At 73.4% G+C, this 24,009-nt stretch carries 19 protein-coding genes and 1 pseudogene; 8 read left to right on the top strand and 12 right to left on the bottom strand.

All coding sequences use genetic code 11. From position 1 onward, the window contains the following. Positions 1–335 precede the first annotated feature (335 nt). Complete coding sequence (locus XF36_RS02565; RefSeq protein WP_238589383.1) at positions 336–635, top strand: hypothetical protein; 300 nt, start codon at positions 336–338, stop codon at positions 633–635. A gap of 44 nt (positions 636–679) precedes the next feature. On the opposite strand, the gene XF36_RS02560 is transcribed toward XF36_RS02565, so the two are convergent. Further along, entirely contained in the window at positions 680–2,023 is a 1,344-nt protein-coding gene (locus XF36_RS02560) for an MFS transporter (RefSeq protein WP_238589081.1), read from the bottom strand. 277 nt (positions 2,024–2,300) lie between these two features. On the opposite strand from XF36_RS02560, the gene XF36_RS33605 reads away from it, so the two are divergent. Then, on the top strand, positions 2,301–3,083 hold the full coding sequence (locus tag XF36_RS33605; protein WP_238589080.1) for a hypothetical protein: 783 nt from the start codon (positions 2,301–2,303) through the stop codon (positions 3,081–3,083). Between the two features lie 49 nt (positions 3,084–3,132). On the opposite strand, the gene XF36_RS02550 is transcribed toward XF36_RS33605, so the two are convergent. Next, the gene (locus tag XF36_RS02550; protein ID WP_060714356.1) at positions 3,133–5,190 is read right to left on the bottom strand and encodes a PhoX family protein; all 2,058 of its coding nucleotides are present in this window, start codon (positions 5,188–5,190) and stop codon (positions 3,133–3,135) included. 337 nt (positions 5,191–5,527) lie between these two features. Continuing rightward, positions 5,528–6,265, bottom strand: coding sequence for a LuxR C-terminal-related transcriptional regulator (locus XF36_RS02545; RefSeq protein ID WP_060710726.1), 738 nt, complete (start codon positions 6,263–6,265; stop codon positions 5,528–5,530). 268 nt (positions 6,266–6,533) lie between these two features. Here XF36_RS02545 and XF36_RS02540 point away from each other — a divergent pair, with 268 nt between their 5' ends. Beyond that, complete coding sequence (locus tag XF36_RS02540) at positions 6,534–8,039, top strand: helix-turn-helix domain-containing protein (protein WP_060714355.1); 1,506 nt, start codon at positions 6,534–6,536, stop codon at positions 8,037–8,039. 37 nt (positions 8,040–8,076) lie between these two features. On the opposite strand, the gene XF36_RS02535 is transcribed toward XF36_RS02540, so the two are convergent. The 4 genes from XF36_RS02535 to XF36_RS33600 form a co-directional block, all read right to left on the bottom strand. Then, on the bottom strand, positions 8,077–11,865 hold the full coding sequence (locus XF36_RS02535) for an ABC transporter ATP-binding protein (protein WP_060710725.1): 3,789 nt from the start codon (positions 11,863–11,865) through the stop codon (positions 8,077–8,079). 419 nt (positions 11,866–12,284) lie between these two features. Continuing rightward, entirely contained in the window at positions 12,285–13,145 is an 861-nt protein-coding gene (locus XF36_RS02530) for a hypothetical protein (RefSeq protein WP_060710724.1), read from the bottom strand. Then, positions 13,145–14,086, bottom strand: coding sequence for an ATP-binding cassette domain-containing protein (locus XF36_RS02525; protein WP_060710723.1), 942 nt, complete (start codon positions 14,084–14,086; stop codon positions 13,145–13,147). The genes XF36_RS02530 and XF36_RS02525 overlap by 1 nt, the downstream gene beginning before the upstream one ends. 157 nt (positions 14,087–14,243) lie before the next feature. Beyond that, the gene (locus XF36_RS33600; protein WP_238589079.1) at positions 14,244–14,546 is read right to left on the bottom strand and encodes a TetR-like C-terminal domain-containing protein; all 303 of its coding nucleotides are present in this window, start codon (positions 14,544–14,546) and stop codon (positions 14,244–14,246) included. Positions 14,547–15,032: 486 nt separating this feature from the next. Here XF36_RS33600 and XF36_RS33590 point away from each other — a divergent pair. The 3 genes and pseudogenes from XF36_RS33590 to katG form a co-directional block, all read left to right on the top strand. Next, positions 15,033–15,209: pseudogene (locus XF36_RS33590) on the top strand (nuclear transport factor 2 family protein); the annotation flags it as partial. Positions 15,210–15,503: 294 nt separating this feature from the next. Beyond that, positions 15,504–15,923 (top strand): Fur family transcriptional regulator, encoded by a 420-nt coding sequence (locus tag XF36_RS33585; RefSeq protein ID WP_043278241.1) that lies wholly within the window; start codon positions 15,504–15,506, stop codon positions 15,921–15,923. Further along, entirely contained in the window at positions 15,916–18,162 is a 2,247-nt protein-coding gene (gene katG, locus XF36_RS02510) for a catalase/peroxidase HPI (RefSeq protein ID WP_060710722.1), read from the top strand. Before XF36_RS33585 ends, katG begins: the two co-directional genes overlap by 8 nt. A gap of 277 nt (positions 18,163–18,439) precedes the next feature. Here katG and XF36_RS02505 read toward each other — a convergent pair whose 3' ends face one another. The 4 genes from XF36_RS02505 to XF36_RS02490 are packed head-to-tail and all read right to left on the bottom strand — an operon-like array spanning position 18,440 to position 20,670. Then, entirely contained in the window at positions 18,440–18,634 is a 195-nt protein-coding gene (locus tag XF36_RS02505) for a hypothetical protein (RefSeq protein WP_020623821.1), read from the bottom strand. Further along, positions 18,631–19,242 (bottom strand): winged helix-turn-helix domain-containing protein, encoded by a 612-nt coding sequence (locus XF36_RS02500; RefSeq protein ID WP_060710721.1) that lies wholly within the window; start codon positions 19,240–19,242, stop codon positions 18,631–18,633. Before XF36_RS02500 ends, XF36_RS02505 begins: the two co-directional genes overlap by 4 nt. A 5-nt stretch (positions 19,243–19,247) precedes the next feature. Beyond that, on the bottom strand, positions 19,248–20,249 hold the full coding sequence (locus XF36_RS32105) for an esterase/lipase family protein (protein ID WP_060710720.1): 1,002 nt from the start codon (positions 20,247–20,249) through the stop codon (positions 19,248–19,250). A 43-nt stretch (positions 20,250–20,292) separates the two neighbouring features. Next, positions 20,293–20,670: a DUF5997 family protein gene (locus XF36_RS02490; protein ID WP_060710719.1), complete on the bottom strand. Its 378-nt coding sequence runs from the start codon at positions 20,668–20,670 to the stop codon at positions 20,293–20,295. Between the two features lie 30 nt (positions 20,671–20,700). Between XF36_RS02490 and XF36_RS02485 the strand changes: the two genes are divergently transcribed. After that, the gene (locus tag XF36_RS02485) at positions 20,701–21,381 is read left to right on the top strand and encodes a LysR substrate-binding domain-containing protein (protein WP_060710718.1); all 681 of its coding nucleotides are present in this window, start codon (positions 20,701–20,703) and stop codon (positions 21,379–21,381) included. A 68-nt stretch (positions 21,382–21,449) separates the two neighbouring features. Here XF36_RS02485 and XF36_RS02480 read toward each other — a convergent pair whose 3' ends face one another. Continuing rightward, on the bottom strand, positions 21,450–22,418 hold the full coding sequence (locus XF36_RS02480) for an acyl-CoA desaturase (RefSeq protein ID WP_020623104.1): 969 nt from the start codon (positions 22,416–22,418) through the stop codon (positions 21,450–21,452). A gap of 120 nt (positions 22,419–22,538) precedes the next feature. Between XF36_RS02480 and XF36_RS02475 the strand changes: the two genes are divergently transcribed. Further along, positions 22,539–23,567, top strand: a complete 1,029-nt coding sequence (locus XF36_RS02475; protein ID WP_060710717.1) for an LLM class F420-dependent oxidoreductase — start codon at positions 22,539–22,541, stop codon at positions 23,565–23,567. Positions 23,568–24,009: the final 442 nt, after the last annotated feature.

Here is a 24,009-nt window from a genome sequence, read left to right as displayed (position 1 = left end):
GTGACGACGAGTGCTCCGAGTGCGCGTCCGTCGCAGCGGTGGTGCGTGTCGTCGTGTCGTCGGCACCGACTGCCGATCGGTGGCACGGTTCACCGAGCGGGCAGGGCCGCACTGTGCCGACGGGACGGGCGTCACACCCGGCGACCGGGCGACCGAGCCGCTCCGCCCCACCCGCCGGCACCCGGTGCGAGCAGCGGTTACGGACGGTCCTGAGTGGATCGCCGGTCCGCGGTGGGCGGCTGCCCGCCCCGCCGGGGACGGGTGAACCCGACCACTACTGTCGCTCGCATTCGACCTGGAGGTGAGTCGTGGCACTCGCGAACATCCTGTCCGAGATGCCAGATCTGCTGGAGCGGACCCTGGCGGAACACACCCCCGACACGCAGGGCTTCTGCCGTGAGTGCAGGGACGCGACGGGGGTCAGTGCCACCTGGCCCTGCGTGACCCGCGAGCTGGCCGAGCAGGCCCGCTCGATGTCCTCCCCCGGCACCGGAACCAGCACCGGCCCCGCGACCAGCGCCATCGACGAGCGGGCGGTCGAGGGCACGGTGGCCGGGCGTCGCCGGGCCAGGGACCTCTCGTCCTCGGCCGGCGCCCCGGCCCCGCTCGGCAGCGGCCGGCACCGTTCGCTCTAGGCCCCTCCGGCGCCCCGGACACCGCGTCCGGGGCGCCGTCGTCGTCAGGAGAGCCGGGCGGGTGCGTCCGGGCGGTGCGTCTCGCGGATGAGCAGGACCGCGACCAGCGAGACTACCGCGACGACGACCATGTAGGCCGCGACCGCCATCGACGTCCCGTAGCCCTGCTGCAGCGCGGCGGCGATCAGCGGCGCGAACCCGCCGCCCAGCACCGCACCGACGGCGTAGGAGAAGGACGCGCCGCTGTAGCGGAAGCGGGCCTCGAACATCTCCGCGAACAACGCGGACTGCGGGCCGTAGGACAGCCCCAGGCCCACCGTGAGGACGACGACCGCGACGACCATCGCGGCGAACCCGGTGGTGTCGAGCAGCAGGAAGAACGGCACCGGCCACACCACGAGCAGCACCGAGCCCGCCAGGTAGGCACGCTTGCGGCCGACCCGGTCCGACCAGACCGCGCCGGCGACGATGCTGACCAGCCAGCTCAGCGAGCCGATGATCACGATGACGATCATGGTGTTCCGCGGGACCTCCAGCACCTGGGTGCCGTAGGAGAGCAGGTAGGCCAGGAAGATGTAGCCGATCGCGTTGTTGGCGACGAAGCTGACCGAGGCCAGCACCAGCTCGCGCGGACGCTGCCGGAACACCTCCAGGATCGGGGCCCGGCTACGGCCGCGGTGGGTCCGCAGCAGTGCGAACACCGGGCTCTCCTCGACCCGCATCCGGATCACGAGCCCGACGACGACCAGCAGGATCGACAGCAGGAACGGGATCCGCCAGCCCCACGCGGCGAACTGCTCGGCGGTGGTCAGGTTGGACACGACGAGGAACACCAGCTGGGCCAGGATCAGCCCGGCGGGCACCCCGATCTGTGGGAACGAGCCGTAGCGCCCGCGCCGGCCGGGCGGGGCGTGCTCGACCGCCATGAGCGCGGCGCCGCCCCACTCACCGCCCGCCGAGAGACCCTGCAGCAGGCGCAGCACGACGAGCAGCACCGGCACCGCGACGCCGATCTGGCCGTAGGTGGGCAGCAGGCCGACCCCGACGGTGGCCACGCCCATCAGCAGCAGCGAGAGGACCAGCATCCTCTTGCGGCCGAGACGGTCACCGAAGTGCCCCCACACGATGCCGCCGAGCGGACGCGCCACCAGGCCGACGCCGAGGGTCGCGAACGCGGCCAGGGTGCCCGAGGCCGCGGACATCGTGCTGAAGAACTGACTGTTGAACACCAGGGCCGCGGCCGTGGCGTAGATGAAGAAGTCGTACCACTCGATCGTCGTACCGATCGCGCTCGTCGCGGCGACCCGGCGCACCTGCGCGGGCGCGGAGCCGGTCGTGTCGGCGGCACTCGTCGGGCCCGTGCCGGGCGCGGCCTGCTGCTCGGTCATGCGTCCTCCCCTGCACCGGGACGGCGGTGTCCCGGACGCGCTACTTTTGCACCGAACGTCCGGTCGGGTAAAGACGTCCCGTTCATCCGGTGCGTGCCACTCGCCGCACGGCCGGGTGCGGTGGCCGCCACGAACGGACCGTGAAGATCGGACATCGCGGGACATTCGCTACCGTCCGGTCACTGAACACGCGGTCCGGTATCCCCCGACGGGCCGGGATCCCCCGATCCCGACGCTCCCCCGCAGCCCGGCCGGTCCGCGTGCCGGAGGAGAGACCGTGCCGCCGCACCAGGAAGTGCCCCGACACCGACATCGGGCGCAGGCCGGGCCACGGCCCGGCCTGCGCCACGTCGCCACCGCGGCCGCCGTCGCGAGCGGCACGCTCGCCGTCGTCACGCCCGTGACCGGGCTCGACCTCGGGCCGACCCCGGCCGACCTGCGCCTGGCCGCGCAGGAGGTGTCCGACGGCACCGACCCCGGCGCACCGTTCGCCGAGGCCGCGGCCGCCGCGCGGGACACCCCGGTCCTCGGCGCCGAGATCGTCCGCGACGCGGGCCTGCTCGACCCGGCCGCCGACGCGAGCCTCGCCGCGGCCCGCAAGGCCCAGGGCCTGGCGCAGGAGGCCGCTGAACGGGCCAGGGCCGCTGCGGAGCTCGCCGCGCGCGGACTGAACGACCCGTCGTGCGGGCTCGACCTCGGCGATCTGGGCCGGGTGAAGGAGTGGGTCTCCGACGCCGCGGATTTCCTCGGCTGCACCTACGGCGAGACCGACCTGATCGGCGTCGCGCAGCGGGCGAACGCCTCCGACCATCCCACCGGGCACGCGCTGGACATCATGGTGCGCGGGCAGAAGGGCGACCGCATCGCCGACTGCACGCTGACCAACGGCGACGAGCTCGGCGTGAAGTACGTCATCTGGGAGCAGCGCATGAACGACGGCTCCGGGTGGTCGAAGATGGAGGACCGCGGCGACGACACCGCGAACCACTACGACCACGTGCACATCTCGTTCGACGAGCGCGCCGGGTCCGGCGAGCCGGACCTCGGCCGCTGCGCCTGACCCCGCGCCACCCGGTCCGCGCGGAGCACGGACCGGGTGGCGCTGGGTGTCAGACGCCGATCTTCGCCGGGCGGCCGCCCTTCAGGTGCCGGATCGCGGCGACGGCCGGGCGCGGCTGCGCGGCACCGCCGTCGGGCCAGTGCGAGGCGGGCTCCTCCGGGGAGGCCCCGTCGAGGTCGCCCGGGTGCTGCACCGAGACGAGCACGAAGTTCTCGGTGACGACCGGCCCGCAGCACTCCGAGCCGACCGGGACGCTGGCGAACAGCCGGGTCGAGCCGCGCTGCGGCCCCTCCAGCACGACGCCGTAGAGGCCGTCGTTGATCTTCAGCGCCTGGGTGGAGTCGGTCGAGACCCACAGGTTGCCGTAGGGGTCGAACGCCACGTTGTCCGGCGAGGTGATCGGGCTGACCTGGGACTTGTCGAACCCGCCGAAGTAGGTCGACGGGTCGTCGGGGTCCCCGCAGACCAGCAGGATGTTCCAGGCGAACGTCGTCGCCGCAGGGTCGTCGCGGGACTCGGTCAACTCGATGACGTGCCCGTGCTGGTTCGCGTTGCGCGGGTTCGCCTCGTCCGCGGCGGCCTGGCTGCCGGCCTTGCCCCGGTCGGAGTTGTTGGTGCAGGCGATGTAGACCTTGCCGGTGCGCGGGTTGGGCTCCACGTCCTCCGGACGGTCCATCTTCGTCGCGCCGACCTTGTCCGCGGCGAGCCGGGTGAACACGAAGACGTCGGCGACGCTCATGCCGTCCACGTAGGACTTCGTGGTCGACGCCAGCGGCTTCCACTGCCCGGAGCCGTCGAAGCGGCCGTCACGCGGGAGGGCCCCGGTGCCGGTGATCTCCGCGGCCGGGCTGTCCCCGGTGAAGGTCGCGACGTAGAGCGTGCCCGAGGACAGCAGGGTGGCGTTGTGCTCGCGGGCGGCCCGGCTGTTGCCGCGACGCATCCGCTTGTCCGACACGAACTTGTAGACGTAGTCGAAGCGCTCGTCGTCGCCCATGTAGACGACGGGGCGGCCGTCGCGGGTGAGCGCGACGGTGGCGCCCTCGTGCTTGAAGCGGCCGAGCGCGGTGTGCTTGACCGGCTTCGAACGCGGGTCGTGCGGGTCGATCTCGACGATGTAGCCGAACCGGTTGGCCTCGTTCGGCTCCTGCGCGAGGTCCCAGCGCGGGTCGACGCGCTCCCACTTGCGCGACGAGCTGCCCTCGGAGATCCCGTAGCGCTGCGCGCGCTCGTCGGTGACCGGTCCGGAGGCGAAGTAGCCGTCGAAGTTCTCCTCGCCGGACAGGAAGGTGCCCCACGGGGTGGTGCCGCCGGCGCAGTTGCCGATCATGCCCTTGACGCTGCGTCCGGTCGGGTCGGCCTTGGTGCGCAGCACCTCGGCACCGGCGGCCGGGCCGTCGAGCACCATCTCGGTGTCGGCGGTGATCCGCCGGTTGAGCTTCCCGTTGCGGTCGTAGCGCAGCTCGCCGGTGCGCAGGTCGCGGGTCACCTCGACGACGCCGCCGCCGTGCGCGGCGATCCCGATCCGGATCTGCTCGGGGGTGGGGGCGTCCTCGTCGTACCCGCGGAACATCAACGGCTCGATGGTGTACTCGTGGTTGGAGAACATGACATAGCGGCGGCCGGGGCCGTCGATCGGCAGGATGCCGCAGAAGTCGTTGTTGTAGCCGAACTGGCGGGCCTGCGCCGCGGCGGTCTGCTTCTCGAAGTCGAACTCCGGCGCGTCCGGGAACATCGGGTCGCCCCAGCGGATCACGACGTTGCTCGCGTAGTCGGTCGGCACGCGGATCGCGTCGTCGAGATTCGGCGCGACGGTCTCGTACTGCAGCCCGCGCGGGGGCCGGGCCTGCTGCTGCGCGGCCACGTCCGCACCGAGAGGATGGGCCGGCGCGGCCGGGGCGGGCTCCGCCGCGGAGGCCGTGCCGGCCAGCGCCACACCGGCCCCGGCGCCCAGGCCGATCACCGCACCGGCGCGGAGCATCCCGCGCCGGTCGAGCACGGCCTGCATGACGTCACCGAAGTAGGCGTTCGACGACGGGTTGGGCTCGGGCCGGGAGCAGGCGTCGCCGCACCGGTAGCGGCAGGTGAGTCCCTGGCGGTCGTGCCGCATGCGGTCGAGGAGCGGGAGGGCACGGCGGGGGCCGGCCTGGGGGGCGTCGCCGGGGCAGCTGTGAGCCACGGTCGTCCTCCTGGGGTCGTGGTGGGATGGCGCGGTTCGGTCCGGTCCGTTCGGGACCGTCCCTTTCCTCCGCATCCCAACACCCCTGTTCTCCCGTGAGGTGAGGAGAAGGTGGCCGCCGGGTGAACGCATCCCCGGATGGGATGACGTCGACCACGCGACGCGACCGGCGCGGCCACCCGATGGGTGACCGCGCCGGTCGTGTCACTCCGTGGATCAGGGGCACGGGCCGGGGCGGGTACGTGTCCTCCGCCCCGGCCCGGCGGGATCAGACGATGCCCTGACGGGCGGCGGTGTAGACGATCTCGGTGCGGCGCCGGACCTCGAGCTTGTCGCGCAGGTTCCGCACGTGGAACTTCACGGTGGCCTCGGAGATCCGCAGCCGGGTCCCGATCTCGCGGTTGGACAGGCCGACGGCGAGCAGCCGCAGCACCTGGTTCTCGCGGTCGGTCAGCAGCGAGGTCTTGCAGAGGTCAGGCGCGGGCGACGGCGCCGGGTCGGTGTCCCGCAGCACCTGCAGCGGGCCGGCGCTGGCAGTGCCCGGATCGAAGACGCCCTCGCCGCGCAGGACCGTGCGCAGCGCCCGCACGATCTCGGCGGTGTCGGCACCCTTGCGCAGGTAGCCGTGCACCCCCAGACGCACGGTGCGCATCATCGCGTCGCGGTCCCGGCAGCCGGTCAGCACGAGGATCTTCACCCCGCGGCAGCGCTCCATCAGCGCACGCACCAGGTCGAGGCCGGGCCGCTCGTCGCGGGCGAACTCGATGTCGACGACGATCGCGTCGGGGCGGGTCCGCTCGGCAGCCATCAGGGCGTCCCGCGGGGAGGCGGCCTCGCCGGCCGGGGCCAGGTCGGGCTCGGCGGTCAGCAGTGCCCGCAGCCCGTGCCGGACGATCGGCTCGGAGTCGACGACGAGTACCCGGGCCGCGCGACGGATCATATCCACGCCGTCGGCCCCGCGGCCGGCACGCAGATCGATGGCCTCACGAACGGCTTCGAGCGTCATCGCTGTCCTCCGGTGGGTCTGTTGCGTCATCGCCGGGCACCACCCGGCGTCCCGATGCGGCAAACCGTAAGGAGCGCCACGTTGCCCCCACGTTGCGCGCGATCCGGCGACGTCGCATCCCGGGCCCGGTCGTGTGGAGGTCGGGCCCCCGAACAGCGGGTATGCTCGCCACCCCGGGGGACGAACGCCGGGACGGATCGACCCGCGCCGGCGCGGGGCATCACGTGGGAGCAGGGCACCGGGTGCCCCGGCCGTGGCGGGAGGCGACGTGAGCGGAGCCGAGGGCGGCACCTCCCCCGACGAGCTGGTGGCCGACGCGAACCGCCTGCGGCGCATCTACGACGACGGGCTCGGCGCCGGCGGCTCGGCCGGCGCACCGCGACCGGTCGTGTCCGACTCCTGGCAGCGGAGCCTGGCCGCGCACGTCGACCCGGAGGGCAGGCTCCCCCCGCTCATCTACCTCGCCGACGAGCTGAAGGAGGTCCGGACCGGCCACCCGCTGCACGCGGTGATGCCGCTGCTCCGCTCCACGCTCGTGAGCATCGCCGACGAGGCGATGCACGTGATGCTCGTGACCGACGCCGACGGCACCGTCCTCTGGCGTGACGGCGCACACGGCCTGCTGCGCTCCGCCGACGACGTCGGGCTCGTCGAGGGCACCCGCTGGGCCGAGGAGACCATCGGCACCAACGCGATGGGGACCGCGCTGGCCGTCGACCAGCCGGTCCGGATCCACTCCGCCGAGCACCTCGTCCGGACCTACCACGACTGGACCTGCGTCGCGGCCCCCGTGCACGACCCGGACACCGGCGACACCATCGGCGCCATCGACATCTCCGGCCCGCTGCACACCGTGCACCCCGCGCTGGTGCAGCTGGTGACGGCGACCGCACACCTCGCGGAGAACCAGCTGCGGGTGCGGCTGGCGATCGCCGACGAGCGGCTGCGGGTCAAGAACATGCCCCACCTGACGGCGTTGCGCGGCTCCGAGGGCGCCCTGCTGTCCCCGAGCGGCCGGGTCATCGCCAGCGAGCCCTACGGCCTGTTCCCCGAGCGGATCCGGCTCGACGACGGCGTCGACCGGGTGCAGCTCGGCGACGGCCGGGAGATGGCCGTCGAGAAGCTGGCCGAGGGCTACCTGCTGGTGCCGCCGTCGCGACAGCGCGGGCGTGTGGTCGCGACGATGCCGCCCGACACGGCACGCCCGCTGGAGCTGCGCTTCACCGGCGGGGGCGGGCCGCGCGTCACCCTCGACGGCGAGGAGTTCGCGGCCACCCTGCGCCCGGCCGAGATCCTCACGGCGCTGGCGCTGCACCCCGACGGGCTCTCCGGCGAGCAGCTGACCCTGATGCTCTACGGCGAGGACGGCAACCCGACCACCCTGCGCGGCGAGATCCACCGGCTGCGGTCGTCGTTGGGCGCGGAGCTGCTGCTCACCCGTCCGTACCGGCTCGCGACCGGACCACAGGCCGACTTCCTGCGGGTCCGGGACGCGCTGCGGGACGGCCGGGTGTCCGACGCGCTCGACTCCTGCCACGGCGAGCTGCTGCCCCGTTCCGACGCGCCCGCCGTGCGCGAGCTGCGTGACGAGCTCCTGGTCGGGCTGCGGCACGCGGTGCTCGCCTCGGACGACGTCGCGCTCCTGCACCGCTTCGTCGTGCACCCGCTGGGGACCGACGACCTGGAGGCGCACGAGCTGCTGCTGGACCTGCTCGACCGGGACGACCCGCGCCGCGCCGCCGTCGCCGCGCGGGCCGAGCACCTGCGGGACTGACCCGGCCCGGTCGACCCGGTGGCCCGGCCGACCCGGGTCAGGTGTGTGCGGCCAGCGGGCTGTCCGGCTCCGGCTCCAGCTCCCCCGCGCGCCACAGGGCCGCGTACCGACCGCCCGCACGGACCAGCTCGTCGTGGCTGCCCTCCTCGGCGATCCGGCCGCCGGACAGCACCACGATCCGGTCCGACCGCCGGGCGGTCTGCAGCCGGTGGGCGACGACGAACGCGGTCCGCCGCGACGCCACCCGCTCCCCCGCCGCCAGCACGGTGGCCTCGGTGGCCGGGTCCAGCGCCGCGGTCGCCTCGTCGAAGATCAACACGTCCGGGTCGACCAGCTCGGCCCTCGCCAGCGCGACGAGCTGCCGCTGTCCCGCCGACAGGCCCTGCCCCCGCTCGCCGACGGGGGTGTGGAACCCCTGGGGCAGCGACCGCACTAGGCCCAGCGCCCCGACCGCGCGGGCTGCGGCCTCGATCCGCTCCGGCGGGGCGTCCGGGCGGCCGTAGGCGATGTTGGAGGCGACGTCACCGGTGAACAGGTGCGCCTCCTGCGGGACCACCCCGAGCCGGGACCGGTACCCGGCCAGCGGGAACCGGCGCACGTCGACGCCGTCGACGCGGACCTGGCCCTCGCCGGTGTCGTAGAACCGGGCGATCAGCTTGATCAGCGTCGACTTCCCGGCGCCGGTCGCGCCCACCAGCGCGACGGTCTCACCCGCGCCGACGCGCAGCGACACGTCGTCGAGGGCGGGGGCGTCGACCCCCGGGTAGCGGAACGTCACGTGGTCGAGCTCGACCTCGCCGCGCAGCCGCGACGGCACCGGCACCGGCCGCTGCGGCTCGTCCGGGACCGAGGTCGGCGTGCGCAGCAGCTCCGAGATCCGGTTCAGGCCGACCCGGGCCTGCTGGTAGCCGTCGAACACCTGCGACAGCTGCTGCACCGGGCCGAAGAACAGGGTCAGGTACAGCAGGAACGCGGTGAGCACACCCGGAGTGATGTCCCCGCCGACGATCCGGGAGCCGCCGACGAACAGCACCACCGCCGTCGCGATGTCGGACAGCAACCCCACGAACGGGAAGTAGGTGGCGATGTAGCGCTGCGCGCGCAGCCGCGACCGGCGGTAGGCGTCGGAACGCTCGCCGAAGCGGTCGTAGCTCAGCTCCTCGCGGACGTAGGCCTGCGCGATGCGGACACCGGACACGTTCTCCTGCAGGTCGGCGTTGACCACGCTGACCCGCTCGCGGGCCTCGGCGTAGGCGCGGGAGGAGAACCGGCGGAACACCACGGTGCCGACCGCGAGCAGCGGCAGCAGCCAGCCCAGCGCGTACAGCGCGAGCTCCGGATCGGTGAGCACCAGTGCGGTCGCGACCCCGCCGATCGTCAGGAGGCTGACGACGGCCTGCGCCAGACCGGTCTGCAGGAACGTGGACAGCGCGTCCACGTCGGTGGTCATCCGGGTCATGATCCGGCCGGACAGCTCCCGCTCGTAGAAGTCGAGGCCGAGCCGCTGCAGGTGCGCGTAGCTGCGCAGCCGCAGCAGGTAGAGCAGGCTCTCCCCGGCCCGGGCGGTGACCAGCGTCTGGAACCCGACGACCACCGCGTCCAGCACGACGATCAGCAGCCCGGCCAGCGCCGCCAGCAGCAGGACCCGGGTGGCGCCGTCGTCGATGCCGTCGTCGACGGCGATCCGGGCGATGCTCGGCAGGGCCAGGGTCGCCAGCGCGTCCGCAGTCATCAGCGCGACGCCGAGCACCAGCAGCCAGCGCACCGGCCGCAGTAGCGAGGACAACCGGAACGCGGGGTCGGGGGCCGTCGGGGCGTCGTCGCCGTGCAGCCGGGGCGTCTCGGTCGCCGGGGACAGCTTCGCGACGGACTCGAGCAGCTCGGGGGTCGCGCTGATCCCGCCCGCCCAGGCGGCCGCGCCGCCTCCGCCGTCGCGGGTCAGGGCCCGGTCCGGGTCCTGCTCGATGCTCATCCGCGGCCACAGCTCCGGGGTGACGGCCGGGACGGCTGCCACAAACGCCGGCACCGGGTCACCGGAAGCCGCCCCGTCGGTGTCGTCCGCGGGCTCGTCGTCGACCGGGGCGACGGTGGCCGCGCGGGTGCCGCCGCCCAGCTCGTCGGCGGGGCCGGTGGCCAGCAGCTCCCGGAACAGCGCGCACCGGCTGCGCAGCTCGTCCTCGGTGCCGGTGTCGACCACCCGCCCCTTGTCCAGGACCGCGATCCGGTCGGCCAGCGCCAGGGTGGACCGCCGGTGCGCGACCAGCAGCGTGGTCCGATCGGCGGTCAGCTCGTGCAGGGTCTCGTGGATCGCGGCCTCGGTGGCGGTGTCGACTGCGGAGGTCGCGTCGTCGAGCACGAGCACCCGTGGCCGGGTGAGCATCGCCCGGGCCAGTGCGATCCGCTGTCGCTGGCCACCGGACAGGGTCAGGCCGCGCTCGCCGACCTCGGTGTCGTAGCCGTCGGGCAGGTCCTCGACGAACGACGCGACCTGCGCCGCCTCGGCGGCGGCGCGGATCTCGTCCTCGTCGGCGTCGGGGCGGCCGTAGGCGATGTTGTTGCGGATGGTGTCGGAGAACAGGAACGCCTCCTCGAACACCACCCCCAGTTCGGCGCGCAGGTCGTGCAGCCGCAGGTCGCGCAGGTCCACCCCGCCGATCGCGAGACGCCCGGCCTGCGGGTCGTAGAACCGGGGCAGCAGCAGCGCCACCGTCGACTTGCCCGAGCCGGGCGGGCCGACCAGGGCGAGGGTCTCACCGGGCTCGACGCGCAGGGAGAGCCCGTCCAGGACCGGGTCGGGGGCCGCGTGGCCGTCCGGGCCGGAGCCCGCGGGCTCGTAGCCGAACCGGACGTCCTCCAGCTCGACGGTCAGGGGGCCCTCGGGGAGCGAGGCCGGACGTTCCGGGTCCACGATCCCCGGTGCGGAGTCGACGATCTCGAAGACGCGCTCGGCCCCGGCCCGGGTCAGCTGCGCGGTGACCACGAGCGCGCCGATCAGCCGGGCGGGCCCGACGAGCATGCCGACGTAGGTGGTGAACGCCAGGAACGTGCCGAGGTCGATCGTGCCCCGGGCTGCCATCCAGCCACCGATGCCGATCACCGCGACCTGCCCCAGGCCGGGCAGCGCCAGCAGCATCGGGTTGAGCCGCGCGGTCAGCCCGGCGGCCCGCAGCCGCTCACCGTAGAGCCGGCGGGCCCGGCCCTCCAGCGTGGCGGTCTCGCGGGCCTCCTGCCCGAAGCCCTTCACCACGCGCACGCCGGTGACGGTCTCCTCGACCTGCTGGGCGATCTCGGCTGCCCGCTGCTGCGCGGACCAGGTGGCCGGGAACAGCCTGCGCCGGATGCTGTTGGTGGCCAGGAACGCCAGCGGCAGCAGGACCAGCGCGACCACCGTGAGCAGCGGAGACAGGTACAGCATCGCGACGACCGCGACGACCACCAGCACGACGGTGCCCGCCGACAGCGGAACCATCGACAGGAAGCCCTGCACCAGCTGCAGGTCGGAGATGGCCCGCGAGGCGACCTGGCCGGTGCGCAGCCGGTCCTGGCGGACTCCGTCCATCCGCTGCACCGCGCCGAACACCGCGCGCCGCAGGTCGTGCTGCACGTTCAGCGCCATCTTGCCACCGAGGTAGCGGCGCACGAACGCGCCGACGAACTTCAGCACGCCCAGCACCAGGAGCCCACCGACGACCGGCGCGAGCACGCCGGTGTCCCCGCCGATCGCGCCGTTCACGCCCTCGCGGATCAGCAGCGGGCCGATCGCCTCCAGCCCGACGCCGAGCATGGACGCGACCAGCGCACCGACCGTGACGCGGCGGTGCCGCATGCAGGCCGCGGCCAGTCTGCGGATCCAGCCGGGGCCTGCGGAGGGGTGGGGAGTGGGCACGTCGCCAGGCTATGCCCGACCCCCGACAGCCGGCCCGTCGACGCCGCCCGACACGGGGTCGACGGCGCAGGCAGCCGGGCGCGGGTAGCTCCCCCGCACGGCCCACCGCGGCTCGACCGGGTCGACGCGGCCGCGCCCACCGTCGTCGCCGTGGTCCCCGGCGCCGCACCTCGTCGCTCCGGACCCGCCGCCGCACCGTCGATCAGTGCATGAGCGCTGCCGGAGGCCGGGCGGACAACGGTCATGCGCTGATCGACGAGGTACCCAGCGGTACTCACGGCGGGAGGCGGCTCAGGGCCGGCATCCCGCACCTACGGCACCGCCGCGTCGGAGACCCGGGGGCCGCCCACCGGCACTGCTCAGGTGATGTCCCGCCGTGCCCCGACGACGGCGGCCAGCGCGATCCCCGCGGCCGTCCACGCCGCCAGGACCAGCAGCCCGACCCAGCCGGGCGGCGGGGCGCTGACCCCGGCCAGGAACTCCAGGACGAACCGGGACTGCGCGCCCAGCCCGGCCGAGCTCACGACCGGCTCCCAGACGGCGAGGTCACCGGCGTTGCCGGGCAGGAACGGGGTCAGCCGGGCGAACACCGACGGGTCCCCGAGCGAGGACCCGTCGCCCGCGCGCAGCGCCCCGGCGATCAGGTTCTCCCCGATCAGCAGGTAGCCGACGGTGAGCGCGATCGCCCCGGCCTGGTTGGTGACCAGGGTCCCGACGGCGACGCCGAGCACCCCCCACAGCGCGCACACCAGGATCCCGATCGCGCCCAGCCCGGCGAGCCGGCCGAGGTCGGGGAGCTGCTGGCCGCCGAGCGCCGCACCGCCGAGCAGCGGGCCGACCACGACGAGGGCCAGCGCGTACAGCCCGGCGACGACGGCGGCGATCACCGCCTTGGCCGCGAGCACCTGGCCCCGGGACCCGGTCAGGTAGGCCAGCGTGACCGTGCGGTGCCGGAAGTCGCCGGTGCCCAGCAGGGTCCCGAAGGCGGCGCCGACGATCGCGGTCATGGTCAGGCCCGACGCCAGGCCCGCGAGCATCAGGATCGAGGAGGTCTCGGTGGCCTGCGGCACGAGTAGCTGCAGGATGCTGCCGAGCAGGCTCTGGGCCAGCGCGAGCAGCAGCACCGGGAGGAACAGCAGCCACCACACCCGGGTGGACAGGGTCTTGCGGACCTCCGCGGTCAGCACCGCGCGGAAGCGGTCGAGGCTCACGGTCGCCATCAGCGCTGCTCCTCACCGGCGAGCAGGCGCAGGAACATCTGTTCCAGCCCGGCCCGCTCCTCGCTCATCCCGTACACGGCGACGCCCGCGGCGAGCGCCAGGTCCCCGACGCGGACCGCGTCGGCCCCGCCGACGGCCAGCACGCCGTCGTCGACGCGGTCGATCTCGGTGATCCCGTCCGTGGCGAGCGCCTCGGCCAGCCGGGCCGGGTCCGCGGCGCGCACGAGCACGCGAGAGCCGTGGCCGGCGCGCAGCTCGGCGACGGTGCCGTCGAAGCGGCAGGCACCACGGTCGATGACGACCAGCCGCTGCGCGGTCAGCTCCATTTCGGCCAGCTGGTGGGAGGAGACGAGCACGCTGCGCCCCGACGCGGCGAAGGCCTGCAGGAACGAGCGCAGCCAGGCGATGCCGTCGGGGTCCAGGCCGTTGCCCGGCTCGTCGAGCACGAGGATGCGCGGGTCGCCGAGCAGTGCCACCGCCAGGGCCAGCCGCTGGTTCATGCCGAGCGAGAACCCGCCCGCCGAGCGGTCCGCGGCGGCGGCCAGGCCCACCAGGGTGAGCACCTCGTCGACCCGGGTGTCGGGCACGCCGATCGCGGCGGCCGCGGCGCGCAGGTGTGCGCTGGCGGTGCGTCGCGGATGCACCCCCTGCACCTCCAGCACCGCGCCGACGACGCGGCCGGGCGAGACCAGCGCGGAGAACGGCACCCCGTCGACGAGTGCGCGTCCGGTGCTGGGCACGACCAGGCCGAGGATCATCCGCAGCGTCGTCGTCTTGCCCGAGCCGTTGGGCCCGAGGAACCCGGTCACCGAGCCGGGCTCGACGGTGAACGACAGGTCGTGCACGGCCTCGACCGGGCCGAACTTCTTGCCGAGCCCCTCGACGACGATCCGCCCGCTCCCGGCCGCCGTCGCCGGGTCCGTGGACGCGGTCTCCTGCACTCCGGTCTCCGTCCGTCTCGCGTCGTGCCCCGGGGTTCGCACCGGGGCATCGCCTGCGCCAATCCTCGCCCAGCCCGGGATCGCGACGGGAGGCGGGCCCCGCACCGTTCCGGGCGGCGCGGGACCGGCCGGACCGTGGCGATCGGGTCCCCGACCGCTACGCGGTGGCGCGGACCCCCGCCTCGACCGCCGCGGCGAGCGTGTCCAGGTACGGGTCGTCGCACGCCGCCCCCGTGACCAGCACCCGGAACAGCAGCGGGGCGATCAGGAGGTCGACCGCGAGATCGACGTCCACCGCCGGCGGCAGGTCCCCCCGCGCGATCGCCGCCCGGAGCATCTGCACGCCGACCTCCCGCCGCGGACCGGCCACGTCCGTCTGCAGCACCTCGGCCAGCGCCGGGGTGTGGCGGAACTCGGCGAGCAGCGTCGGGACCACCGCCGCCACCACCGGGGTGGCCACCTGGTCGCGCAGGGCACCGAGCAGCTCACGCAGGTCGCTGCGGAACGCCCCGGTCGCGGGGGCGGGGGCAAGGTGTCGGCGACGGCCTGGCGGACCAGGTCGGCCAGCATCTGCTCCTTCGACGACCAGCGGCGGTACAGCGCCGCCTTGCCCACACTCGCACGCCGGGCGACCGCCTCCATCGACAGGCGGCCGTACCCGGACGCGGCCAGCTCGGCGAAGGCCGCGGACACGATCGCCTCGGTGACACGGGGGCGCAGCACCGCTCCGCCGCCGGTGGTTCGTCGGAGCGTCACGCCGACATCCTAGCCGCCGACGGAACGCTTGCGTTCCGTCGGCCGTCGACCTAGCCTCGGACACCAAAACGGAACGATACCGTTCCGTTGGGCGAACGGAGGGATGCGATGTCCACGTCCACCAGCGACCGGGTCCGGCTGCTGACCGCCGGCCTCGAAGCCTTTCCACCGGGAGGACGTCGAGACGTTCATGGCCATGTACCGCGAGGACGCCGTGCACGAGTTCCCGTTCGCCCCGGAGGGGATGCCCACACGCGTCGAGGGCCGGGAGGCCGTCGAGGCCTGGATGCGCACCGTGCCCGATCTCCTGACCCTCGACGGCGGGATGCACGACCTGCGGATCCACGAGGGCGGCGACACCCTGACCGCCGAGTGGTCCTCGACCGGCCACTTCGCCGACGGGACCCCGGCCGCGATCTCCTACGTCGCGGACCTGCTGGTTCATGCGCGCGCCCACCGCGCGTCGTTCACATGTCCGACGACCGTCGACGCCCTGTCGGAGCTCCCCCGCCACCCGACCGGCAAGATCTTCGAGAAGGACCTCCGGCCACCGTTCCAGGTGATGTGGCGCCGGTCTCGTACTGAGACACGCCGAAACTTGACTGACTCAAGAAAAGCGGGCAGGCTCGCCGCCGTGTCGAACGCATCGGACTACGAAGGCATGTTGCGTGGAGCGTCGCTGCGCGTGACGCGTCCTCGCCTGGCCGTGCTGCAGGCGGTCCACTCCCACCAGCACGCGGACACGGAGTCGATCATCCGTGTCGTGCGGGAGGACCTCGGGGAGGTGTCGCACCAGGCCGTCTACGACGTGCTGCGTGCGCTGCACTCCTCGGGGCTGGTTCGTCGGATCCAGCCCACCGGCTCCGTCGCGCGGTACGAGGCGCGGGTCGGCGACAACCACCACCACGTGGTCTGCCGATCCTGTGGCGCCATCGCCGACGTCGACTGCGCCGTCGGCTCCGCACCCTGTCTCACCGCCTCCGACGACAGCGGCTTCGTGATCGACGAGGCCGAGGTCGTCTACTGGGGACGGTGCCCCGACTGCTCATCCACTGATCCCGAGAGGATGTCCCGTGTCTGACGAGCACCCCACCGTCGAGAGCAAGATGAACCGCGAGCAGGACGGCGGTTGCCCCGTCGCCGCCGGTCGCATCGCGCACCCCACCGAGGGTGGCGGCAACCAGAGCTGGTGGCCCAACCAGCTCAACCTGAAGATCCTCCGCAAGCACGCTCCCGCGTCGGACCCGATGGAGCCGGACTTCGACTACGCGAAGGAGTTCGCCACCGTCGACCTCGACGAGCTCGCGCGCGACGTCGACGCCGTCATCACCACCTCGCAGGACTGGTGGCCGGCTGACCACGGCAGCTACGCCGGGTTCTTCATCCGGATGGCCTGGCACTCCGCGGGCACCTACCGGACCTACGACGGCCGCGGCGGCGCGGGCGCCGGCATGCAGCGCTTCGCCCCGCTGAACAGCTGGCCGGACAACGGCAACCTGGACAAGGCCCGCCGGCTGCTCTGGCCGGTCAAGCAGAAGTGGGGCCGCAAGGTCTCCTGGGCCGACCTGATTGTCTTCGCGGGCAACCGCGCGCACGAGATCTCCGGCTTCCCGATGTTCGGCTTCGCCGGCGGCCGCGCCGACGTGTGGGAGCCCGACGAGGACGTCTACTGGGGCTCGGAGAACGTCTGGCTGGGCAACGACGCGCGCTACGGCGGCAGCAAGGACTTCGCCCACCGCGAGCTGGAGAAGCCGCTCGGCGCGTCGCACATGGGCCTGATCTACGTCAACCCGGAGGGCCCGGACGCCAGCGGTGACCCGATCGCCGCCGCGCGCGACATCCGCGAGACCTTCGGCCGGATGGCGATGAACGACGTGGAGACCGCGGCGCTGATCGTCGGCGGCCACACCCTCGGCAAGGCCCACGGTGCCGCCAACCCCGACGAGAACGGCAACGTCGGCCCCGAGCCGGAGGCCGCCGACATCACCGAGCAGGGCCTGGGCTGGAAGCAGAACTACGGCAAGGGCAAGGGCCGCGACGCCATCACCTCCGGGCTCGAGGTCATCTGGACCCGCACCCCGAACCGGTGGAGCCACGACTACCTCAAGCACCTCTACGCCTACGAGTGGGAGCTGACCGAGTCGCCGGCCGGCGCGCGGCAGTTCGTCGCCAAGGACGCACCGGAGATCATCCCGGACCCGGAGCCCGGCTTCCCGAACCGCAAGCCGACGATGCTGGTCACCGACGTGTCCATGCGGGTCGACCCGGTCTACGGCGAGATCACCCGCCGCTGGCTGGACAACCCGGGTGAGTTCGAGGACGCCTACCGCCGCGCCTGGTACAAGCTGACCCACCGCGACATGGGCCCGAAGGAGCGCTACATCGGCGCCTGGGTGCCGCAGGAGGAGCTCCTGTGGCAGGACCCGGTCCCGGCCGTCGACCACCCGCTGGTGGACGCCGACGACGTCGCGTCGATCAAGGCGAAGGTCCTCGAGTCCGGCCTGTCGGTCACCGACCTGATCAAGACCGCCTGGGCCGCGGCCTCGTCGTTCCGCCAGTCCGACAAGCGCGGTGGCACCAACGGCGGCCGCATCCGCCTGGAGCCGCAGCTGCAGTGGGAGGTCAACGACCCCGACACGCTGCGCCAGGTCGTCTCGGCGCTGGAGTCGCTCCGGTCCGAGATCAACGGCTCGCTGACCGGCGGCAAGAAGATCTCCTTCGCCGACCTCGTCGTGCTGGCCGGTGCCGCCGCCCTGGAGAAGGCCGCCAAGGACGGCGGGCACGACATCACCGTGCCGTTCGTCCCGGGCCGGACCGACGCCACCCAGGAGAAGACCGACGTCGAGTCGTTCTCCTACCTGGAGCCCACCGCCGACGGCTTCCGCAACTACCGCGGCAAGGGCCACACCCTGCCCGGCGAGTTCCTGCTCGTCGACCGCGCGAACCTGCTCGGCGTCTCCGCCCCGGAGATGACCGTGCTGGTCGGCGGCCTGCGCGTGCTGGGCGCCAACACCGGCGGGTCGACGGCCGGCGTGTTCACCGACCGGGTCGGCACGCTGTCCAACGACTTCTTCACCAACCTGCTGGCCGGCGACGTCCAGTGGCGCTCGGTGGCCGGCGACGACGACTCCTTCGAGGCCGTCGACGCCTCCGGGAACGTCAAGCGGACCGGCACCCGCGCCGACCTGGTATTCGGGTCGAACTCCGAGCTGCGCGCCGTCGCCGAGGTCTACGCCTCCGACGACGCGCAGGAGAAGTTCGTCCGCGACTTCGTCGCCGCCTGGGACAAGGTCATGATGGCCGACCGCTACGACGTCTGATCGTCGCGTAGCAGCACGTCACGACGCCCGGGCCGGGTCACCGGTCCGGGCGTCGTCATGTCCGGGCCCTCGCCCACACACCGCGCCCGGCACCTCCGTCGAGATGCAGCTGAGGGCTGCTGCGCGCGCCCCGCACGGATCCTGCACTGCATCTCGACGCATTCCGGACACCGAGATGCAGCTCAGCGGGCTGGGGAGATCCACAACTCCCGCTGAGCTGCATCTCCGCGGGTCGGCGCCGGCGGTACCGGTCGACGGGCGCCCCGTGGACCGGGCGTCAGTGCTGCAGCAGCCGTGGGGCCCAGGTCCCGGCACGCGGGCGGACGGCCCACCACAGACGGGCGTAGGCGGAGTGCAGGGAGTCCCGCACCCGCGGACGGGGGCGTCCGCGACCGAGACGGTGAGCCTCGGCCTCGCGGTGCAGGTCCGCCATCCGTGCCCGCGCGAGGCGGGCCCAGTGGTCCTCGATCACGACCCACCTCCCGGCGGGCCGGACGGGGTGATCTCGCCGGGCGGGCGCGGGAGCCACGTGCCGAAGAAGAACTCGACCGGCCGCGCCCCCGGCGGACGGGTGTCCGGGTCGTGCTGCCGCTCGCGGAACCGCCGCGAGACGGCGACCAGCTCCTCGTGCAGCTCGGCGAGCTCCTCGGCGGTCATCCAGGTGGAACCCCCCGAGAACCCGCCGCCCTCGCGCCACTCGGGCGCCTCGGCCCCGGCGCGCCGGAACCACCGCTTCATCTTCTCGGCGACGCGGTCGACGTAGACCTCCGACAGCGTCTCGGCCGCCATCGCGGTCTCGGGCTCCATGCCGTCCTCGACGCCCCAGGACTGGCCGTAGCGCACCAGCTTCCACGGCTTCTCCCGGGCCCGGCCGCCCTCGGCGGGCTCGACGAAGCCGTACTTGGCGAGGATCCCCAGGTGGTACGCGCAGCTGGCGACGCTCTCGCCGGTGACCTCGGCGCACCGGGTGGCGGTCGCGCTCCGTTCGAGCCCCACCAGCTCCAGCAGCTCGACCCGAAGCGGATGGGCCAGCGCACGCAGCCGCGCGGGGTCGGTGAGGGTGTAGGGCTCCTTCGGCACGGGAGTCAACCTATCTTGATAAAGACATCTTGAGCAAGGAGTGTTGATACGACTCGACCGCGCCGTGATGCAGCCGAGGGCTGCCCCAGCGCACGTGCGCACGGCCCTGACCTGCATCGCGGCGTCCGAGGGTCGTCGAGATGCAGCTCAGCGGGAGCTGTCGATCTCCACAGCCCGCTGAGCTGCATCTCGGCGACCGGCGGGCCGGGCGATGGGGCGGGCGGTGGGCCGACCGGCGAGCCGGGACGGGACGGGACGGGACGGGAGCGGGGGCGCGCCCGGAGGTGCGCGGCGGCGGGATCACTCCAGCCCGTCGAGCACCCCCGCGAGCCCGACGGCTCGGATAGCATCGGCCAGTGCCCCGTCGGCAGCGCCGTGAACGTCCACTCCGGACCGTCCATCTCCGCGAACCCGGGCACCCCGGCGTCGATCAGCTCGCGGGCGGCGGCGGGAGTGAAGCTGCAGGTCACGACGGTCTTCGGCAGCGAGGGATCGGGCGTTCCGCGACGGGCGGCGGTGAGCACCACCCCGGGCGGCTCGGCCGTCGAGCGGGCGCGGACGTCGTCGAAGACGGCGTCGGGGATGCCTGCGGTGCTGCTGCCCGCGGCGTCGAGCTCGGCGCGGGACGACATCGGCAGTGCGCCGTGCTCGGCGAGGGTCGCCCGGGTCGCGGCCTGCGCGTCGGACGGGGTGAAGTCGATCTGCGCGACCCCGTCGGGCAGTGGTCCGGTGTCGACGAACACCAGGTGCGCGACCCGGTCCCGGGCCCGCTCGGCCGCCGCCGCGCAGACCGGGCCCGCGCCGCTGTGACCGACGAGCACGACCGGCTCGCCCGCGCCGCCCAGCGCGGCGAGCACGTCGTCGACGCGGGTCCGGGCGGTGGCACCGGGCTCGTGACCGAGGTCGAGCGCGGTGACGTCGTGCCCGCGGGCGCGCAGGTCGTCCGCGACCGCGCTCCACGCCGTCGCGTCGATCCAGAACCCGGGAACCAGCAGGTGGCTCGTCATGCCCCGAGCCCGGCGGCGGACGAGGGCGGTTCCGGTCCTCGTGCTAGTTCTTCCGCTGCTCGGCCTTCAGCCGAGCGGCCTCGCGCTGACTCTCGGCGCGGGTGGCGCGCTCACGGGCCAGCCACTCGGGCTCCTCGGCCTTGATCGCGGCGATCTGCTCGGTGGTCAGCGGCTCGGTGATCCCCGCGCGGGCCAGTCCCGAGATCGACACCCCGAGCCGGTCCGCGACGACCGGGCGCGGGTGCGGCCCGGTGGCGCGCAGCTCCCGCAGCCACTCCGGCGGGTCGGCCTGCAGCACGTCGAGCTCGTCGCGGGAGACGACCCCCTCGCGGAAGTCGGCGGGGGTGGCGTCGAGGAGCACACCGAGCTTCTTCGCCGCGGTCGCGGGCTTCATCGTCTGGGCGGACCTCTGGCGCGTCATGTCACCAGGCTATGCGGCTAGCCTCGACCGGTGACCGCCACGTCCTTCCACCTCGGCTACGTCCCGGGCGTCACCCCAGGCAAGTGGACCCGGATGTGGGCCGAGCGCCGCCCCGGGGTCCCCCTGGAGCTGCACACGGTGAGCCCGGCCGAGGCCGCGGACCTGGTCCGCGCGGGCACGGTGGACGCGGCCGTCGCCCGGCTGCCGATCGACCGGACCGGACTGCACGCGATCCCGCTCTACACCGAGACGACCGTGGTGGTGGTCCCGAAGGAGCACGTGGTGACCGCTGCCGACGAGGTGACCGTCGCCGACCTGGCCGACGAGATCGTCCTGCGCACCGGCGACGACACCCTCGACTGGCCCGACGGGCCGCCCGGCCGGGCCGCGGAGTACACCCCGCCGACGACGGCCGAGGCGGTCGAGATCGTCGCGGCGGGGGTCGGACTGCTGGTCGTCCCGCAGTCGCTGGCCCGGCTGCACCACCGCCGGGACCTCACCTACCGGCCGCTGGTCGACGCCCCGGGCTCCGGCGTCGCGCTGACCTGGCCGGACGCCGAGAACAGCGACCTGATGGAGGAGTTCATCGGGATCGTGCGCGGCCGCTCGGCACACAGCACCCGGACCCGGCGCAGCGAGCCCCCGGCCGCGCCGGCACGCCGCCCCGCGTCGACGGCGGCGAAGCGGCGACCGGCCCGGCGTCGCCGCTAGTCCCCCGGATACGACGACGCCCCCGGTGCACGGGGCACCGGGGGCGTCGGGCGTATGACGCGGACGGGTCAGGCCGCGGCGGGCACCGGCTTCTGCGAGAGCTTCTCGAGGCGGCGCGTGGTGGGCCAGCGGACGGCGGTCGCCCAGCCGAGCTTCTCGAAGCCGCGGATGACGGCGGCCGAGATGTCGATCTGGCCCTTCTTCACACCGTGCCGGGCGCAGGTCGGGTCGGCGTGGTGCAGGTTGTGCCAGGACTCGCCGAAGGACAGGACCGCCAGCCACCAGACGTTGGCGGACTTGTCACGGGAGGCGAAGGGACGCTCGCCCCAGATGTGGCAGATCGAGTTGATCGACCAGGTGACGTGGTGCAGCACCGCGACGCGGACCAGGCCGGCCCAGAAGAACGCGGTGAACGCGCCCCACCAGGACATGGTCACCAGACCGCCGATGAGCGCCGGGCCCGCCAGGCTGAAGACGACGATCAGCGGGAACGCCTTCTCGACGCGCATCATGTCGCGGTCGGCGAGCAGGTCCGGGGCGAACCGCTTCATGTTGGTGAGGTCGCGGTCGAACAGCCAGCCCAGGTGCGAGTGCCAGAAGCCCTTGACCAGCGCCGAGGCGCCGGTGCCGTAGAGCCACGGCGAGTGCGGGTCGCCCTCCTTGTCGGAGAACGCGTGGTGGCGGCGGTGGTCGCCGACCCAGTCGAGCACGCTGCCCTGCAGCGAGATGCTGCCGGCGATCGCCAGGGCGATCCGGAGCGGACGGTTCGCCTTGAACGAGCCGTGGGTGAAGTAGCGGTGGAAACCGACGGTCACACCGAGGCCGCTGACGGCGTAGAAGACGACGAACAACGCGACGTCGACCCACCCGAGACCCCAGCCCCAGGCGAGCGGGACGGCGGCGAACAGCGCGAGCGTCGGGAGGATCACGAACAGTCCGACCAGGAACATCGCGCCGGGCGGGCGCTGCCCGTCGACGATCGGCGCGGGTGTCCGCTTCTCGGACGTGCTGCGGGGTGGTGCGGCCTCGAGCGTCATGCGTCCCACTGTCGCGGCACCCCTACCCCGCGGGCAGTGCGGTTAACCCCCCTGTTCGGATTCGGGTTCCGCCCCGGCCCGGACTTGACCGACGAGTAACTTATGAGTACTGAACGGGGAGTGAAGCTCTCCACCGTCCTCCCCTACGGCGACGACCCGATCCGCAACGCGGACGCCGTCACCGACATGGAACGCGCCGGCCTCGACGTCGTCTGGGCCGCCGAGGCGTACTCGTTCGACGCCGTCTCCCTGCTCGGTTACCTCGCCGCCCGCACCGAGCGTCTCGAGATCGGGTCGGCCATCCTGCCGATCTACTCGCGCACCCCCACCCTGACCGCGATGACCGCGGCCGGCCTCGACGCCCTGTCCGACGGTCGGTTCAACCTGGGCCTCGGCGCGTCCGGCCCGCAGGTCATCGAGGGCTTCCACGGGGTCGCCTACGACAAGCCGGTCGGGCGCACGCGCGAGATCATCGAGATCTGCCGCAATGTCTGGAAGCGGGAGGAGAAGCTCACCAACGACGGGCTCTACCCGATCCCGCTGCCCGGCGGCACCGGCCTCGGCAAGCCGCTGAAGATCATCAACCACCCGAAGCGCGCCGACATCCCGGTCTGGGTGGCCGCGCTGGGCGAGAAGAACCTGGAGATGACCGCGGAGCTGGCGAACGGCTGGCTCCCGCACGTCGTGCTGCCGGAGAAGATCCAGGAGGTCTTCGGGCCCGCGCTGCAGGCCGGCTACGCCAAGCGCGCCCCCGAGCTGGGTCCGCTGCAGATCACCGGCGGCGGGATCATCGCGCTCGAGGAGGAGTTCTTCGAGCCCGCCCGCCAGGCCGCCCGCGGCCTCTACGCGCTCTACATCGGCGGAATGGGGGCGCGCGGGAAGAACTTCTACAACACCGTGTTCGCCAAGCAGGGCTACGTCGACGAGGCGAAGACCGTGCAGGACCTCTACCTGGACGGCAAGAAGGAGGAGGCCATGGCCGCCCTCCCTGCCGACTTCATCGACAAGGTCACCCTGATCGGCCCCGAGGGTCACGTCCGCGAGCGGATCGCCGCCCTGCGCGAGAACGGGATCACCCACCTGCACGTGAACCCGATGACCAACGACGTGAACCACACGTTCGAGAAGCTCAAGACCTGGATGTCGTAGGTCGACGTCCTGGGCCCGACGTCCTGGGCCGATGTCCCGGGTCCCGGCTTGCCGGGCCCGCGCGGGCGTGCTCATCTGGGTGACGTGGTCGACAGCACCGTTGGTCAGGACCTCACCCCCGACGAGCGCGACGCGGTCGTGGCCGGAGCCCGGTTCGTCGGGCCCTCCGGGCCGCACCGCCTGCGCGGGCCCGGGCCCCTCCGCCGTCGCACCGGACGCCACCGCGGGCTCCGGCCGTCCGGCCGCGGCGCGGCCGCGTGAGCGCCACGCCGCTCCCCGACGGAGGGACCTGCGCCATTGCGCCGTTCGGCCCAGTACCGGGGGGTCCTGTCACGGCTCGTAGGCGGGGCGTACAGAATGTGTGACGTCATCCACGGTTCACGGTGCTCCGGGCAACCCCCGGCGGGGCACCCGCGACAGGACTCGCGACATGACGAGGAGA

Source organism: Pseudonocardia sp. HH130629-09 (genome assembly GCF_001294645.1).
Lineage (GTDB): Bacteria > Actinomycetota > Actinomycetes > Mycobacteriales > Pseudonocardiaceae > Pseudonocardia.
The sequence above is the reverse complement of the archived record's forward strand: the minus strand, read 5'-3'. Positions and strand labels throughout refer to the sequence as shown.